17 protein-coding genes and 1 pseudogene are annotated in these 16,578 nt (G+C 58.5%); 7 read left to right on the top strand and 11 right to left on the bottom strand.

From position 1 onward, the window contains the following. Entirely contained in the window at positions 1–879 is an 879-nt protein-coding gene (gene dapA / locus CKW19_RS23645) for a 4-hydroxy-tetrahydrodipicolinate synthase (RefSeq protein WP_095060292.1), read from the bottom strand. Positions 880–1,206: 327 nt separating this feature from the next. Here dapA and CKW19_RS23635 point away from each other — a divergent pair, with 327 nt between their 5' ends. Both CKW19_RS23635 and CKW19_RS23630 read left to right on the top strand, forming a co-directional pair. Continuing rightward, positions 1,207–1,767, top strand: coding sequence for a glycine cleavage system protein R (locus CKW19_RS23635; protein ID WP_095060288.1), 561 nt, complete (start codon positions 1,207–1,209; stop codon positions 1,765–1,767). 10 nt (positions 1,768–1,777) lie between these two features. Further along, positions 1,778–2,251 carry a peroxiredoxin gene (locus CKW19_RS23630; RefSeq protein ID WP_095060286.1) on the top strand — a complete coding sequence of 158 codons (474 nt, stop codon included), beginning with the start codon at positions 1,778–1,780 and terminating at the stop codon, positions 2,249–2,251. A 72-nt stretch (positions 2,252–2,323) separates the two neighbouring features. Here the strand turns inward: CKW19_RS23630 and CKW19_RS23625 are convergent, their stop codons facing one another. Both CKW19_RS23625 and CKW19_RS23620 read right to left on the bottom strand, forming a co-directional pair. Beyond that, entirely contained in the window at positions 2,324–3,394 is a 1,071-nt protein-coding gene (locus CKW19_RS23625; protein WP_095060284.1) for an AI-2E family transporter, read from the bottom strand. 32 nt (positions 3,395–3,426) lie between these two features. After that, positions 3,427–3,666: a sulfurtransferase TusA family protein gene (locus tag CKW19_RS23620; RefSeq protein WP_095060282.1), complete on the bottom strand. Its 240-nt coding sequence runs from the start codon at positions 3,664–3,666 to the stop codon at positions 3,427–3,429. Positions 3,667–3,765: 99 nt separating this feature from the next. Here CKW19_RS23620 and CKW19_RS23615 point away from each other — a divergent pair, with 99 nt between their 5' ends. Then, on the top strand, positions 3,766–5,199 hold the full coding sequence (locus CKW19_RS23615; RefSeq protein WP_095060280.1) for a M48 family metalloprotease: 1,434 nt from the start codon (positions 3,766–3,768) through the stop codon (positions 5,197–5,199). A gap of 63 nt (positions 5,200–5,262) precedes the next feature. Here the strand turns inward: CKW19_RS23615 and CKW19_RS23610 are convergent, their stop codons facing one another. The 4 genes from CKW19_RS23610 to rpoE form a co-directional block, all read right to left on the bottom strand. After that, on the bottom strand, positions 5,263–6,690 hold the full coding sequence (locus CKW19_RS23610) for a DegQ family serine endoprotease (protein WP_095060278.1): 1,428 nt from the start codon (positions 6,688–6,690) through the stop codon (positions 5,263–5,265). Between the two features lie 178 nt (positions 6,691–6,868). Next, complete coding sequence (locus tag CKW19_RS23600; RefSeq protein ID WP_095060274.1) at positions 6,869–7,828, bottom strand: MucB/RseB C-terminal domain-containing protein; 960 nt, start codon at positions 7,826–7,828, stop codon at positions 6,869–6,871. 8 nt (positions 7,829–7,836) lie between these two features. Next, positions 7,837–8,424, bottom strand: coding sequence for a sigma-E factor negative regulatory protein (locus tag CKW19_RS23595; protein WP_095060272.1), 588 nt, complete (start codon positions 8,422–8,424; stop codon positions 7,837–7,839). Between the two features lie 31 nt (positions 8,425–8,455). Continuing rightward, complete coding sequence (rpoE, locus tag CKW19_RS23590) at positions 8,456–9,037, bottom strand: RNA polymerase sigma factor RpoE (RefSeq protein ID WP_003172477.1); 582 nt, start codon at positions 9,035–9,037, stop codon at positions 8,456–8,458. A 553-nt stretch (positions 9,038–9,590) separates the two neighbouring features. On the opposite strand from rpoE, the gene nadB reads away from it, so the two are divergent. Next, positions 9,591–11,207 carry an L-aspartate oxidase gene (nadB, locus tag CKW19_RS23585; protein WP_095060270.1) on the top strand — a complete coding sequence of 539 codons (1,617 nt, stop codon included), beginning with the start codon at positions 9,591–9,593 and terminating at the stop codon, positions 11,205–11,207. Here the strand turns inward: nadB and CKW19_RS23580 are convergent. Next, the gene (locus CKW19_RS23580; protein WP_095060268.1) at positions 11,176–11,628 is read right to left on the bottom strand and encodes a protein YgfX; all 453 of its coding nucleotides are present in this window, start codon (positions 11,626–11,628) and stop codon (positions 11,176–11,178) included. The genes nadB and CKW19_RS23580 overlap by 32 nt on opposite strands. Continuing rightward, positions 11,612–11,866: a succinate dehydrogenase assembly factor 2 gene (locus CKW19_RS23575; RefSeq protein ID WP_095060266.1), complete on the bottom strand. Its 255-nt coding sequence runs from the start codon at positions 11,864–11,866 to the stop codon at positions 11,612–11,614. Before CKW19_RS23575 ends, CKW19_RS23580 begins: the two co-directional genes overlap by 17 nt. 149 nt (positions 11,867–12,015) lie before the next feature. On the opposite strand from CKW19_RS23575, the gene CKW19_RS23570 reads away from it, so the two are divergent. After that, on the top strand, positions 12,016–12,957 hold the full coding sequence (locus CKW19_RS23570; protein WP_095060264.1) for a folate-binding protein YgfZ: 942 nt from the start codon (positions 12,016–12,018) through the stop codon (positions 12,955–12,957). A gap of 34 nt (positions 12,958–12,991) precedes the next feature. Then, complete coding sequence (locus CKW19_RS23565) at positions 12,992–13,813, top strand: HDOD domain-containing protein (protein WP_095060262.1); 822 nt, start codon at positions 12,992–12,994, stop codon at positions 13,811–13,813. A gap of 35 nt (positions 13,814–13,848) precedes the next feature. Here the strand turns inward: CKW19_RS23565 and CKW19_RS23560 are convergent, their stop codons facing one another. Together CKW19_RS23560 and CKW19_RS23555 are read right to left on the bottom strand one after the other, a co-directional pair. Further along, positions 13,849–15,237 (bottom strand): sensor histidine kinase, encoded by a 1,389-nt coding sequence (locus tag CKW19_RS23560; RefSeq protein ID WP_095060260.1) that lies wholly within the window; start codon positions 15,235–15,237, stop codon positions 13,849–13,851. Then, positions 15,230–15,901 (bottom strand): response regulator, encoded by a 672-nt coding sequence (locus CKW19_RS23555; protein ID WP_007979804.1) that lies wholly within the window; start codon positions 15,899–15,901, stop codon positions 15,230–15,232. Before CKW19_RS23555 ends, CKW19_RS23560 begins: the two co-directional genes overlap by 8 nt. Positions 15,902–16,202: 301 nt before the next feature. Here CKW19_RS23555 and CKW19_RS23550 point away from each other — a divergent pair. Then, positions 16,203–16,574 (top strand): annotated as a pseudogene (locus tag CKW19_RS23550) (OprD family outer membrane porin); the annotation flags it as partial. Positions 16,575–16,578 lie beyond the last annotated feature (4 nt).

The following is a 16,578-nucleotide window of genomic DNA, read 5'->3' as shown; positions in this document are numbered from 1 at the left end:
TTAAACCAGGACGCTGCACTGGCGCAGGGCCGTGCGAAGCGTTTCATGACAAGGTGCGCTCAGCCAGGTCAGCGGCAGGCGAATGCCTTCGTGCATCAGGCCCATTTCGACCAAAGCCCACTTCACCGGAATCGGGTTGGCTTCGATGAACAGGTCCTTGTGCAACGGCATCAGTTTTTCGTTGATGGCGCGTGCAGTCTCGGCGTCGCCCTTGAGCGCGGCCTCGCACAGGTCAGCCATTTCGCGCGGCGCGACGTTGGCAGTGACGGAAATGTTGCCCTTGCCACCCATCAGGATCAGCTCGACCGCGGTCGGATCATCACCGGAGAGCACGATGAAGTCTTTGCTCACGCCATCAAGGATGGCTTTTGCACGCTTCAGGTCGCCAGTGGCTTCCTTGATGCCGATGATGTTTGGCACGGTGGACAGACGGATCACTGTCTCTGCCTGCATGTCGCAGGAGGTACGGCCAGGCACGTTGTAGAGGATCTGAGGGATGTCGACCGATTCGGCAATGTGCTTGAAGTGCAGGTACAGGCCTTCCTGGGTCGGCTTGTTGTAATACGGCACGACCAGCAGGCACGCGTCGGCGCCGGCCTCTTTGGCGTTACGGGTCAGCTCGACCGCTTCGCGGGTCGAGTTGGCGCCGGTACCGGCAATCACCGGGATTCGGCCGTTGACCTGCTTGACCACGGCGCGGATCACTTCGATGTGTTCGTTCACATCAAGGGTGGCCGATTCACCTGTGGTGCCGACCGCCACGATGGCGTGGGTGCCGTTTTGCAGGTGAAAGTCCACCAGTTTGCTCAAGCTGTCCCAGTCGAGACGACCTTGTGCATCCATGGGTGTGACCAGTGCCACCATACTGCCCGCAATCATGCAACCGCTCCTGCCGGAAAAAGAGAGCCGTAATGGTACTGGCGCCAAGATGCTTGCACAAGCGAAGTACTGCGCTGCCGCCATTCCCCTTGGCGCCGCTTTTCGCTACCCTTCAGACTTTGATCGGTACTGACAAGCTCGTCCGTCGGGTTTTTGCCTCCTTTTTCGGCATCACAAGCCCCATTCCAGCGTTGCCACCCCCCGCTCCTGCCATACTGGAGCACGTTGCAACCTGCGCCTGAGGCTTTCTGAATTCGACATCCGCAGGCCTGCTCCCGAAAAAACTGCCCTGACAGTATCGACCGCTCATCGCTTTAGGAATGCTGCATGTCCACCCCCACAGTTCGCGAACAATTCCTTGTCATCAGTGCCCTCGGCGCCAACCCCATGGAGCTGACCAACGTCCTGTGCCGCGCCAGCCATGAAAACCGCTGCGCCGTGGTCACCTCTCGCCTGACCCGTCATGGCGAATGCAGTGCGCTCGTACTGGAAATCACCGGCAGCTGGGATGCCCTGGCACGCCTTGAAGGCAGCCTCCCTGTTCTGGCCAAACGACACGCGTTCACCGTCAACGTGGTGCGTAGCGCAGCGCTGGAGAACCGCCCGCAGGCTTTGCCGTACGTTGCCTACGTGAGCTCGGCCTACCGCTCGGACATCATCAACGAGTTGTGCCAGTTCTTCATGGACCACAACGTCGAGCTGGAAAACCTGACGTGCGACACGTATCAGGCTCCACAAACCGGCGGCACCATGCTCAATGCCACGTTTACCGTGACCTTGCCTGCTGGCGTACAAATCAGCTGGCTGCGCGATCAGTTCCTGGATTTCGCCGACGCGCTGAACCTCGACGCCCTGATCGAACCGTGGCGTCCACAGAACCCAATGTAAGGAAGTTCTCATGGCGGTTGCCATCGACCAACCGGTTGCCGATTTCGAAGCACCCGCCACCAGCGGGCAAACCGTCAGTCTTGCGGGCCTGAAGGGCAAGCAGGTGGTGATCTACTTCTACCCGAAGGACAGCACACCGGGCTGCACGACCCAGGGCCAAGGCTTTCGGGATCAGCTGGAGGCTTTCAAAGCCGCGAACACCGAAGTGTTCGGCGTTTCCCGAGACAGCCTCAAGTCCCACGAAAACTTCAAAGCCAAGCAAGCGTTCACTTTCGAGCTGATCAGCGACAAAGAGGAAGCGCTCTGCCAGCTGTTCGACGTGATCAAGCTGAAAAAGCTCTACGGCAAGGAATACATGGGCGTGGATCGCAGCACGTTCCTGATCGACAAGGATGGCGTGCTGCGTCAGGAATGGCGCGGTGTGAAGGTGCCCGGGCATGTTGACGCTGTTTTGGCGGCGGCCCAGGCACTGAATAAAGCCTGATTCCTAAAAGATCGCAGCCTGCGGCAGCTACGGGATTACATATTCCCACGCAGGCTGCGATCTTTTTACAATCTAAAGCAGCGGTGCCACCACAGGCTCTTTACGCGGCCAGGCATCCAGCACGGCCTTGAACAGTGTCGCCAGGGGGATCGCAAAGAACACACCCCAAAAGCCCCACAACCCACCAAACAACAAGACCGCGCAGATGATCGCAACCGGGTGCATGTTGACGGCTTCCGAGAACAACAGTGGCACCAGCACGTTGCCATCCAGCGTCTGGATGATCCCGTACACCGCCATCAAATAAATGAACTGATCGCTCCAACCCCACTGGAACAGTGCAATCAGAAACACCGGCACCGTCACCACGACAGCCCCGACATACGGCACTACCACCGAAATCCCCACCAGCAACGCCAGCAGCGCCGCATAGTTGAGCTCGAGGACAACGAAGGCGACGTAGGTCACGCCGCCGCAAATGAAAATCTCAATGACCTTGCCGCGAATGTAATTGGCAATCTGCCGGTTCATGTCACGGGCGACACGGGTAATCAACGCCCGCTCACGAGGCAGATAACCGCGCACCCACTCACCGATCATTGCGCGATCCTTGAGAAAGAAGAACACCAGGATCGGCACCAACACCAGATAGATCATGATGTTCACCAGCAGAGGCAGGCTCGACAGTGAAAAGGTCAGCGCCAACTGGCCGAACTTGCCGATCTCGCCCCGTGCCACTTCGATGACCCGCAACACCTGCTCGTCGGACACCAGATGCGGATAACGTTCGGGCAACAGCAACAAAAGCGACTGCCATTTGGCGAGCATGCCTGGCAACTCGTTGAACAGCGTGATCAGTTGATGCCACAGCAGCGGCACGACCACCACGATGAAGACCAGAAGCAACCCCATGAACAACGCAAAAACCAGCCCCACCGCCACCCCGCCGGGAACGCGCAGGCGCTCGAGAGACACCACCAACCCCTGCATCAGATACGCCAGCACCATCCCCGCCAGAACCGGCGCGAGCATGCCGCCCAGCGTGAGGACAGCGGTGAACGCCAGAAACAGCAGGACAGCCAGCACCACCGCCTCTTCATCGGAGAAATAGCGCTGAATCCAGTCGCGTAACACTTTGAACATCAACATTCCTTAAGAACAAAACGCCGCAGATTTCAGGCTTTTTTCAACCAATAGCGGTATACACCCGCCTCATCTTCTTCACGAAGCAGCGTATGACCGGCCAATCGGGCAAAGGTGCGAAAGTCACGCTGAGAACCCGCATCGGTGGCAACCACCTTGAGCACCGCGCCGCTGGCCATCCGATTGAGCTCCATCTTGGCCTTGAGCAAAGGCAAAGGGCAATTCAGGCCGCTGGCGTCCAGCTCAACGTCATGCTCTACAGCGTCGATCATTGCATCACTCCGGGTTCAGGTGGTTGAGTCGCCTAGAATATCTGGTCGCAGCGCTGGTGTCCGGCTACAGTAAGGTCTTTGTCTTCTAAGGCTTTGTGCATGACTTTTTTGCGCCCTACCCTGCTGACGCTCGCTTGCCTGCTTGCCTCACCGGGCTTCGCCGACGACTTGCCGTCACTCGGCGACGCCAGTTCTGCCATTGTCTCGCCCCAACAGGAACACCAGTTAGGGCGCGCCTGGTTGGCAATGCTGCGCAGTCAGGTATCGCAACTCAACGACCCGCAGCTCAAGGACTATGTCGAATCCAGTGTTTATCGGCTGGTTGAAACCAGCCAGGTCAGTGACCGGCGCCTGGAGTTCATCCTGATCAACAGCCCACAGCTCAACGCCTTTGCAGCGCCGGGCGGGATTGTCGGGGTCAACGGCGGTTTGTTCCTTAACGCCCAGAGCGAAGGCGAGTATGCCTCGGTGATGGCCCACGAATTGGCTCACTTGTCGCAACGCCACTTCGCCCGGGGCGTCGAAGCCCAGCAACGTATGCAAGTGCCAATGATGGCGGCCCTGCTGGCCGGCATCGTGATTGCCGCAGCAGGTGCCGGCGACGCCGGGATCGCCGCCATCGCAGGCACCCAGGCAGCGGCGATTCAGGAACAGCGTCGGTTCTCACGCCAGAATGAACAGGAAGCCGACCGCATTGGCATCGTCAATCTGGAAAAAGCCGGTTACGACCCTCGATCAATGCCTAGCATGTTCGAGCGCCTGGGCCGTCAGTATCGCTTCGACGCCAAGCCGCCGGAATTCCTGCTGACTCACCCAGTCACCGAATCTCGGATCGCCGACACCCGCAACCGCGCCGAGCAGGCCCCAAAAGGTGGCATCGAAGACTCCCTGCGCTATCAGTTGATTCGCGCACGCGTCCAGCTGATCTATGAAGAAACCCCGGGATTGGGCGCCAAACGCTTCCGCGCCTTACTTGATGAAAACCCGAAAAGTGACGTCGCGCGTTATGGCTTGGCTATCGCTCAGATCAAGGGCGGTCAACTGAATGAGGCCCGTGAGAATCTCAAGTTGCTCCTGGCCAAGGCGCCAAACGAGATCATCTACAACCTCGCTCAAGTCGATCTGGACATCACCAACAATCGCTTGCCGGACGCCCAGTCCCGGGTTGACCGGATGCTGGCCCAGTATCCCGGCAATTATCCGCTGAACCAGATGCGCGTCGATTTGTTGCTGAAACAGAACCGCACCGCCGATGCGGAGAAGGCCCTCGAAGGTCTGCTCAAGTCGCGCCCGGACGATCCGGACGTGTGGTATCAGGTCGCGGAGACTCGTGGCCTGTCCGGAAACATCATCGGCCTGCATCAGGCGCGCGCCGAATACTTTGCGCTGGTCGGCGACTATCGCCAGGCCATCCAGCAGCTGGACTTCGCCAAGCGCAAGGCGGGTACCAACTTCCCGCTGTCGTCACGGATCGATGCACGCCAACGCGAGCTGATGGAGCAAGAGCGCATGATCAAGGACATGATGGGCTGATTTGTTTCAGTCATAAAAAAACCGCCTCTTTCGAGGCGGTTTTTTATTCAGCCAACAACCGGATTACTCAGCCAGTTTGAAGGTGATGAAGCTGGCGCGACCTTGACGCAATACTCGCATCGACACCGAACGGTTCTTCGGCAACGCCTTGGCGATTTCCGCGAACTCCTTGGTGGAGCCAATGGCCTGATTGTTCAGATGTGTGATCACATCACCCGGCTGCAAGCCGATCAGGGCAGCAGGACCGTCCTGGACTTCCTTGATCAACACACCGCCCTTGAGGTCGTAGGTTTTTTTCTGCTCGTCGGTCAATTCGACGACAGACACGCCCAAACGGTTGCTGCTGCGTTCAACGCTGGATTTAGGCAGTCCATCCAGTTCTTTGTCTTCATCCGGAATAGCGCCAACTGTCAGCGCGACATTCTTGCGCTTGCCGTCGCGAATCACTTCCAGATCAGCTTTCGCGCCTTCCTTCAATGCACCCACCAAATGCGGCAGATCCGCCGACATGACGATCGGTTGACCATTCATGCTCAGAATCACGTCACCGACCTGCAAACCGCCCTTGGCAGCCGGACCATCGTCCTGGATCTGAGCCACCAGCGCACCGGCTGGTTTATCCAGACCGAACGACTCAGCCAGATCCTTGCTCACTTCCTGAATCACGACACCCAACCAGCCACGGCTGACTTTTCCGCCGGATTTCAGCTGATTGGAAACGTCCATGGCCACGTCGATAGGGATCGCGAACGACACCCCCATGAAGCCACCGGAACGGGTGTAGATCTGCGAGTTGATCCCGACCACTTCACCGTTCAGGTTGAACAACGGACCACCGGAGTTACCCGGGTTGATCGGCACGTCAGTCTGAATGAATGGCACATAGTTTTCGTTAGGCAGACTGCGACCGACGGCACTGACGATGCCTTGGGTGACGGTGTGGTCAAAGCCGAATGGCGAGCCAATCGCGACAACCCACTGACCAGCCTTGAGGTCCTGGGATTTACCGAGTTTCAGGACCGGCAGGTCCTTGCCTTCGATTTTCAGCAACGCCACGTCAGAACGCGGATCGGTGCCAACCAGCTTCGCTTTCATTTCACTGCGGTCAGCGAGACGCACGAGTATTTCGTCGGCATCGGCAATCACATGATTGTTGGTCAGGATGTAGCCGTCAGGTGAAATGATGAAACCCGACCCCAGAGAGGTCGCTTCGCGCTGACGATCACGGGGCGATCGAGATTGAGGCGGCGGCATGCCCCGCTCGAAGAACTCGCGCAGCATCGGTGGCAAGCCTTCGAGATCAGGCATTTGCTGGTTTACTTTGCGATCCGGCAGCTTTTGCGTGGTACTGATGTTCACTACCGCAGGCGAGGCCTGCTCGACCAGCTGCGTGAAGTCAGGCAATTCGACCGCTTGCGCGGTGACCGCCTGACCGAGTAACAGCACAGTGGCAAAGATGGAAAGATAAGACTTCAAGCTTGGTATCGACATACGGCTCCCGTTACGACGAGCAGGGTTAAGCGATATGGAGCAAGGAACACCGGGAACAATACGCCGGTATTTTTGTTCCGGGAACAACAAACAAGGCCAGAGCCGAGGGGCTCTGACCTATAAAAAATTTTGGGGGATTTTGCAAACTGAAATGCTCACCAAACATTTCGATTTCAGCTCACTGCTTGGTTGCAGTAGCGTCGGTGCGCATTGAAAGCGCGATTCGTTCAGCAGTACCCAGCGGTATCTCACCGACAACGGTCACCATCATATCGCCCTGGGCCGTGGTCAAGCGCCGGGACACTGCAACGGTAGGCCCTAATTGAGTGCGGGTATCGATGACCGGGGCACCATTCAGCGGCTCGAGGAACACCGAGAAGCGCGCCAGACCATCGTCATACATCAGGCTATTGACCTGAGCTTTGGTGGCCGGGTCTTTGCGTGCGGCACTGGCAATCAGCTCGAAACCTGGGGGCAACCAGTCAGAGTGCCAAACCTGCGCCACCTTGACGGCGGAAGCCTTGTCACTTTCGAGTTTGACCGGTTTGCAATCGGCGCCTGGCTGCAACTCGCTGTCGGATGGGGCCTGCGCGGTATCCAGTCGCGTGAACTGGAAACGCTCCAACAATTGCCCCTTGTCGCTCAGCAACAAGGATTTGAGTGGCAGGCCGGTTTCTTTGTCCAGATGCAGTTCAAAACCGTAACGATGCTGGTCGCGGGGCTTCAGCGATACAATCACTGCGGGGCGACCCGCCACGCGCGACTTGCCGACAACCGCAAGGTCATACCAATTCTTGAGCTTTTGTGGATCGAGTGCGCGAGCGGCAGAATTGGGAGAGTCCCCCAGTCCTGCTATCAACATGCCGCTGACGCATTGAGTATTCCCATCAATGCGCACAACTTCCTGGGCAGAGCCATCGAGCTGGAGCAACCGCTCATGGACTTTGCCATCCTGGACGCGATGCCAGATGTTGTGGGTAGAAAAACTACCGTTACGCTCGTAGACGAAAGTACCCTGAAAGCTTTGCTGTCGCTCGGCCTGGCCAAGACGGTTCAACCAGTCCTGAGCGTCATCGGCGTGGGCTGGAACAATGAACCAGCCACTGAGCAGAAGCGTAAGTAGAGGTATGGCGCGCATGATCCTCCTTAACGGTTTTCCAGGCTTGCAGCACGAGCGTAAGGCAGCGCGCTCTCAGTTCCTTTCAATGCAGCCTGTTGTGCATGTTGGCGCAAGTAACCTGGCAGACGTTGATCGTTCAAGCCTGGCTGGCCTTGCAATACGCCATTGGCCATTGGGCCGGTAGCTTCCGAGCTCTCATTATAGCCGGCCAAAACAGCTGGGCCTTTTACTTGAGGAACGGCCAGGCCAGGCTGGGTGGAGTGCTGCGCGAGTTCAACACCGGCGATCTCGTCCTGGTTGTACAGGCGAACACCCGCCAACACCGCAAGGGTCACCGAAGCTGCGACCGCCAGACGACCCAGGCTGCGCCATGGTCCACGGGAGGCTTTTGCCGGTACGGCTTCGTCAGCCAGCGCAGCAGAAACAGCCGCTGCGATGTCCAGGCGTGGAAGCAGCAGATCCTTGTGCATCACTGCCCGAGCGATCTGATAACGAGCCCAGGTGTCACGGGTTTCAACATCGTCACAGGCATTCAATACCCGACGCAATTCCAATTCGTCCGCTTCGTTATCCATCACTGCGGACAGCGATTCCTGCAGGGCTTCACGACTCATGGCGTTCCTCTCTTGGCTGTCGCCGCTGTCTTTAGTTTTCCTGCAACAACGGCTGCAGGGCTTTATCGATGGCCTCCCGGGCGCGGAAGATCCGGGAGCGCACGGTGCCCACAGGACATTGCATAACGCTCGCAATGTCCTCGTAACTCAGACCATCAAACTCACGTAAAGTTAACGCCGTACGCAAATCTTCCGGCAGTTGCTGAATGGTTCGATGGACGGTGCCTTCGATCTCATCCCGCAGCAAAGCCCGCTCTGGCGACTCGAGATCCTTGAGGCCATGATCGCCATCGTAGAACTCTGCATCCTCGGAACTGACATCGCTATCCGGCGGCCGACGGCCGCGTGAAACCAGATAGTTTTTCGCCGTGTTGATGGCGATGCGGTAAAGCCACGTGTAAAACGCGCTGTCTCCGCGGAAATTTCCTAGCGCACGGTAGGCCTTGATAAAGGCTTCCTGCGCCACATCCTGGGCTTCATGGGTGTCGTGCACAAAACGCACGATCAACCCGAGAATTTTGTGCTGGTATTTCAGCACTAGCAGATCGAAAGCACGCTTGTCGCCGCGCTGAACGCGTTCGACCAGTTGCTGATCCTCTTCCTGGGTTAGCATGAACACTCCTCGATAAGCTCGGAGGAGGCTTGCAGAACTAAACCACCAGACTTGCAAACATAGACTCGGGCTTTTCGCAAAAGTTCTCCCCCTCCAGGCAAGTTTCCTGCGGGCTCTGATTTGGCACGCACGAAAAGCGCAGCGCGAGTTGACCCGGCTGCGCGAATAATCTTGTCATCGGATTCTTCAGCAAGGATCAAACACCGATCCCGCAACGAAACCGACACTGTCCCTTGATTCAGGCAACGGTCTATTGATCTTGGCACTTTGGCAAAAGTTCCAATTATTTATAGCTGTGCTGTCCCGACATTGTGCAACCGTGCAGGGAAAAACACTGTTAAATCGACGATACAGTCTTCGTGTCGCCTAAAAGGCAGAAAATCCACCCGACGAAGCGTCCGGTATTTTCCGTCACAGTAGTTTCACAATGCCATGCTCGCTCGGGTATTGTGCCGCTCCCCTCCTCTATATACTAGTGGGCTGTGCGGCTGCCTTGACTCGCCAGTCCAGGTGCGCCAACCCCGACCCGGGTCGCTTTGAGCGGAATCCTGAAATGAGCCAACAGTTTCAACACGATGTTCTGGTAATCGGCAGCGGCGCTGCCGGCTTGAGCCTTGCGCTGACCTTGCCCGGTCATTTGCGCATCGCGGTACTGAGCAAGGGCAACCTCGCCAATGGCTCGACCTTCTGGGCGCAAGGTGGTGTCGCGGCTGTACTGGATGACACCGATACCGTTGAGTCCCATGTCGATGACACACTCAACGCGGGCGGTGGCCTGTGTCATGAAGATGCCGTGCGTTTCACCGTCGAGCACAGCAAGGAAGCCATCCAATGGCTGATCGACCAGGGCGTCCCTTTCACCCGTGATGAGCACTCGAGCACAGACGATGGCGGGTTCGAGTTTCATCTGACCCGTGAAGGCGGCCACAGTCATCGGCGCATCATCCACGCCGCGGATGCGACGGGCGCGGCGATTTTCAGAACCTTGCTCGATCAAGCCGGGAAAAGACCCAACATCGAATTGCTGGAACAGCGGGTTGCGGTCGATCTGATCACCGAAAAACGCCTGGGCCTGGAAGGCGATCGCTGCCTCGGCGCCTATGTGCTCAATCGCGGCACCGGCCAGGTCGACACTTACGGCGCACGTTTTGTCATTCTCGCGTCCGGCGGCGCCGCCAAGGTCTACCTCTATACCAGCAACCCTGACGGTGCCTGCGGCGATGGCATTGCCATGGCCTGGCGCTCGGGCTGCCGGGTGGCGAACCTGGAGTTCAACCAGTTCCACCCGACTTGCCTTTATCACCCGCAGGCCAAGAGTTTCCTGATCACCGAAGCCCTGCGCGGCGAAGGGGCGCACCTGAAACTGCCCAACGGCGAACGCTTCATGCAGCGTTTCGACCCCCGGGCCGAGCTGGCGCCACGGGACATCGTCGCCCGGGCCATCGACCATGAGATGAAGCGTCTGGGCGTCGACTGTGTCTATCTGGACATCAGCCATAAACCTGAAGCATTCATCAAGACGCACTTCCCGACGGTGTACGAGCGCTGCCTCGAGTTTTCGATCGATATCACCAAACAACCGATCCCGGTGGTGCCGGCGGCGCACTACACCTGTGGAGGCGTGATGGTCGATCAACGGGGCCGCACCGACGTGCCGGGCCTGTATGCGATTGGCGAAACCAGTTTCACCGGCCTGCATGGTGCCAATCGCATGGCCAGCAACTCACTGCTGGAATGCTTTGTGTATGCGCGATCGGCGGCAGCGGACATTATTGAGCAATTGCCCCGCGTAACCATGCCGGCCCTCCTTCCCACCTGGGACGCGAGCCAGGTCACCGATTCCGATGAAGACGTGATCATTGCGCACAACTGGGATGAGCTTCGGCGATTCATGTGGGACTACGTCGGCATCGTGCGCACCAACAAACGCCTGCAACGGGCTCAACACCGCGTGCAACTGTTGCTCGATGAAATTGACGAGTTCTACAGTAACTACAAGGTCAGCCGGGATCTGATCGAATTGCGCAACCTGGCCCAGGTCGCCGAGCTGATGATCCTGTCAGCCATGGAACGCAAGGAAAGCCGAGGCCTGCATTACACCCTCGACTACCCGGACCTGTTGCCGGTCGCGCTGGACACTATTCTGGTGCCGCCCACCTACGCCGGCTGAACTTGAGCCGGACCCGCAGGCGTCGGTGCACATCCGCCGCCTGCGAATCCCGGGGCACGCAAATGGCCCTGACCCGGCGCTCGCCACTCAACCGAAATCGCAACACCACGACCAACGGTAACGCCAGGCTGTCCGGCCGCAGCTGCACCGGCTGCCATCCCCCCGCCCGACTCCATAATTGCCAGCCATCGGCATCGCGACGCAAGCCGCAGAATGCCTGCGGATGCGTCAGCAAGATTTGCCGGGGCAACAACCAGATACCGTGAGCCACGCACAGCAAAGCCCCGAGTACGCTGGCCCAGAGCGCAATAGACAGTAGAAACAGCGAACCCAGCGCGAACAGCTGAGCCAACAGATACGCCGCCAGCAACTGCCGTGAGGCATGCCAGCGGCATTCGAACGCATTACTTGGGTTGGACACGATCCAGAATCATGCGAACCATGCGCTGAAGCTCCGGATCTTCCGATTCGGTACGCTCCATGAACCAACCGAACATGTCCTGATCTTCAGACGTCAACAGGCGGACGTACAACGCTCGATCCACCTCGTTGAGCGTTGCGTAAACCTCTTTCGTGAACGGTACCAGCAACACGTCAAGCTCAAGCATGCCGCGGCGGCTGTGCCAGTAGAGGCGATTCAGTTCTACATCTTCGACCATGGAGCGCTCCTCAAATAGGCCGCAAGTATACAGGCCCGATCCTCACCGAACAGTCGGCTTTGGTCGGTCACCGACGATCCTTTGTTAACTACCCATTTCGAAGGCGCCCCCTTATGATGTCTACCAGACTTTTTACCCTGCGATGACCCATGGCCGATTCTGCTTTTTTCTGCTCCCTGTCTCACGAAGGTGTTCTCGCGGTTCGCGGCGCGGACGCTGGCAAGTTCCTGCAAGGCCAACTGACCTGCAATCTCAATTACCTGAGCGACGCCCGGTCCAGCCTCGGCGCGCGCTGCACGCAAAAAGGCCGGATGCAATCGAGTTTTCGCATCCTGCTTGAAGGTGATGGTGTGCTCATGGCCATGGCCACCGAGTTGCTGGAGCCTCAACTGGCAGACCTGAAAAAATACGCGGTGTTCTCCAAGTCCAAATTGACCGATGAAAGCGCTGCGTGGGTCCGCTTCGGCATTGAGCGTGGCGAAGCGGCACTGGGCCGTCTCGGCCTTGAGCTGCCGACAGAAACCGACAGCGTTGTACGCAACGATGGTTTGATCGCGATTCGCGTCTCGCCAGAACGGGCCGAGTTGTGGGTCGCCGCCGATCAGGCCGATGCCATCAAGGGCACATTATCCGCCGACTTGAGCGAAGGCGATTTGAACCAATGGCTGCTGGGCCAGGTTCGCGCCGGGATCGGCCAGGTCATGCCGGGCACCCGCGAGCTGTTCATCCCGCAGATGCTCAACCTGCAGGCTGTTGGTGGCGTGAGTTTCAAGAAAGGCTGTTACACCGGCCAGGAAATCGTCGCGCGGATGCAGTATCTGGGCAAACTCAAGCGCCGCTTGTATCGTCTGCAACTCAGTGCCGACGAATTGCCGGAGCCGGGCATCCAGCTGTTTTCTTCGACCCATGGCAGCTCCATCGGCGAAGTGGTGATTGCCGCCCGCGCCGGGCAAAACATTGAACTCCTGGCTGTGTTGCAAGCCGAAGCAGCAGAAAGTGGGGATATCCACTTGGGGGCGCTTGAAGGTCCCTCCTTACAGCTGCTCGACCTGCCCTATGAACTGGACCGCGATCGCGAAATCCAGCAATAACGGCAGCACTTGACGCAACACCTAGAGAAACTAAATGAGCGAGCTGGCGGAAAAGATCCAACAGGATTTGGTTGAGGCCATCAATAACGATGACCTGGTTCTGCCAACGTTGCCGGAAGTGGCCCTGCAAATTCGCAAGGCCGCTGAAAACCCGGAAGTCAGCGTCAGTACCCTGAGCAAAGTGATCGGTCGCGATACCGCGCTGTCGGCGCGCCTGATCAAAGTGGTCAACAGCCCGCTGTTGCGTGCCACCCAGGAAGTGACCGATCTGCACACCGCAATCACACGCCTGGGCATCAACTACAGCTGTAACCTGGCCATCGGGCTGGTGATGGAGCAGATTTTTCATGCCCGCTCCGATGTCGTGGAGCAGAAAATGCGCGATGTCTGGCGCAAAAGCCTGGAAATTGCCGGGGTCAGCTATGCCCTGTGTCGCCGTTACACCCGGCTTAAACCCGATCAAGCCGCGCTCGGCGGGCTGGTGCACCAGATTGGCGTGCTGCCGATCCTGACCTATGCCGAAGACCATTATGAATTGTTGTCCGACCCCGTCAGCCTCAATCACGTGATCGACGAAATACATCCACTGATTGGCGAAAAACTGCTCAAAGTCTGGGAGTTTCCAAACAAGCTCGTACAAGTGCCGCGGCTATACCTGGACTTCAAACGCCACTCTGCACAGGTCGATTATGCGGACCTGGTGCAGATTGCCAGCCTGTATTGCCACAAGGATACCGACCATCCATTCGCCCGCGTCGATGTCTTGAACGTGCCGGCACTCAAGACGCTGGGCATCGACTTTGACGACAAGGTGCTGTGCGACGATCTGGAAGAAACCCGTTCGATGTTTTACTGAACATGAATGCCAGCCCCCTAGTCACAGATAGAGTGTTACTCCCCCGCAGTAAAACTCACCCGCACCTTCAACCCTGCGTGCTCTCCATCATGCAGGCTGATTTGCGCCAGATGTGCGCGGCAGATTTCTCCGACAATCGCCAACCCCAAACCTGATCCGGCGACATGCTGATTTCGCCGGTAAAACCGCTCGAACACCCGGCCACGCTCTTCAGCGGGAATGCCCGGGCCGTCATCTTCGACCTCCAGCACCGCCGGTGCGGTAACACGCAAAATCACATTGCCACCCGTTGGCGTGTGGGCCAGGGCGTTGTCCACCAGATTGCTCAGCAGTTCATTCAGCAATGTCGGCTCGCCTCGCATCCATACCGGTTCGTCTGCCTCCAGCGCCAGTGCGACGCCACGTTTGTGGGCCAGCGGTGCCATGGCCATGCCCAGCTCACGCGCCAACTGACTCAGATCCAGCAACTGCGCGCCACCCTCGGCAATCGCCCGGGCGCCATTTTCGACCCGCGCCAGAGAGAGCAGTTGGTTAGCCAGATGGGTCAAGCGATCGGTGCCCTGGGCGGCAGTTTCCAGGGTGCTGCGCCACGTGTCGGGCTCAGCCGAACGCATGCCCAGTTCCAGTCGCGCCTTGAGCGCTGCCAGCGGTGTGCGCAATTCATGGGCGGCATCGGCAATGAACTGCGCCTGGCGCTCGAACTGCTCGCGTAAACGCTCGGTAAAGTGATTGAGCGCACGCACCAGCGGCCACAATTCGCGCTGCACTTCCACCAGGGGCAGCGGCCGCAGATCATCGGGTTGTCGCTCCTCCACCGCCGTGCGCAAGCGTTCCAGCGGACGCAATGCCGCACTGACCGCAAACCACACCAACAACAACGCACCGAGCGCCAGCATGCCCAGGCGCAATAAAGTATCGGCCGCCAGACTGCGGGCCATGCTGACCCGGGCTTCATCGGTTTCCGCCACACGGATTTCCGCCATGCCGTTCATGTTCGGTTCGCTGACCGCCTTGAGCAGGCTGACGACGCGCACGTTCTGCCCCTGATACGTCGCATTGTAGAAGCGGGCCAGGGCAGGATAGTTATCGGTGCGTGGCGTACCCGGTGGCGGTGGCGGAAGGTTTTCATAACCGGAGATCAGCTTCTGGTTGATGTCGTTGACCAGATAAAAAATCCGTCCGGCGCTGTCGTAGGCAAACGTATCGAGGGCCACGTAAGGTACGTCGAGACTGAGGCTGCCGTCGCGTTCGGACAGGCCGGCGGCGATGGTCCGGGCCGACGCCAGCAAGGTCCGGTCATACGCGGTGTCGGCGGCTTCGCGGCCGTTCCAGTAAGCGCTCAATCCACTGGCCAGCATCAACACCACCAGCAACAGTGCGAGGTTCCACAGCAACCGCCAGCGCAGGCTGCTGGGCTTATGCATCGCGGCTTTCCAGTAAATAGCCGAGGCCGCGAAAGGTCACGATGGCAACCGGTTGACCGTCCAGTTTCTTGCGCAAGCGGTGCACGTAGATTTCGATCGCATCGGGGCTGGCTTCTTCGTCGAGGCCGAACACCTGGGACGCCAATTGCTCTTTGCTCATCACCCGACCAGGGCGTGCGATCAGCGCTTCAAGCACCGCTTGCTCGCGGGAGGTCAGGGTCAGCAATTCTTCACCCAGCGTGAAGCGCCGTGTTTCCAGGTCGTAGGCCAGCACACCACAGCGCTGAATACGCTCACCGCCCAACACGCTGCGGCGCAACAAGGCTTTGACCCGGGCTTCGAGTTCAGTGAGTTCAAAAGGCTTGGCCAGGTAATCGTCGGCGCCGAGGTTCAGGCCATGCACCCGATCCTTTACGTCGCTGCGGGCGGTCAGCATCAGGACCGGCAGGTTCTTGCCCCGCGCACGCAGCCGCGCCAGCACTTCGAATCCATCCATGCGCGGCAAGCCGACGTCGAGGATCGCCATGGCGTATTCCTCGCTGCCCAGCGCCAGGTCGGCCGCTACGCCGTCGTGCAGCACATCCACGGTCAGCCCGGTGCTCTTGAGCGCCTGGGCGACACTTTCGGCGAGCTGCAGATGGTCTTCGACGAGCAGGACACGCATGGATTTTTACCTCATTCAGGGATGGTCGACGCCATTCTTTGGCGCGGAGTTTACAGCCGCATCCGCCACTGTGAAGCCTAAAAAAACGCGAAAGTCTTCTGAAAGGTTAGCGAAAGGTTAGCTCGTTAGAGTCCAGCCACGGGCAGTTTCGACTGCCGTCGCTGTTGCCACGCAGCGATCCGAAAAACGCCTCGAAGCGTTTTCGATAAATAAGAACAATAAACGGAGTAAGTCACCCATGCAGTCCTTGCAGACCCGGGCATTCGCGCCTACCCGCCTCTCCAGCGTCAGCCCTACCGTACTGGCCGGTGACACCGCCTTCCCGTATGTAGATGGTGCCGACCCCTACCTGGTCAACTTCGTACAGATCAACGACTTTTCCGGCGCCGAAGAGCATTCCTGGCAAGCGCGTTATGACTTCGACTTCGTCAAGCTCGGCATCCCGGGCCTGAGTTTCATGAGCCGTTACGTGAGCGGTGACAACATCAAGCTCAAGAACGGCGACGAAGGCACAGTGTGGGAACGCAACAGCGAGATTAAATATGTTGTACAAAGCGGCGCGCCCAAGGATGTCGCCGTGCGCCTGCGCAATGCCACTTACCGTTCCAACTATTCTGCTCGCGATGCCGACGAAGTGCGTCTGCTGGTGAGCTATAGCGTTGCCCTTTGGTAATTCA

Source organism: Pseudomonas sp. Irchel s3f7 (assembly GCF_900187615.1).
GTDB lineage: Bacteria > Pseudomonadota > Gammaproteobacteria > Pseudomonadales > Pseudomonadaceae > Aquipseudomonas.
The sequence above is the reverse complement of the archived record's forward strand: the minus strand, read 5'-3'. Positions and strand labels throughout refer to the sequence as shown.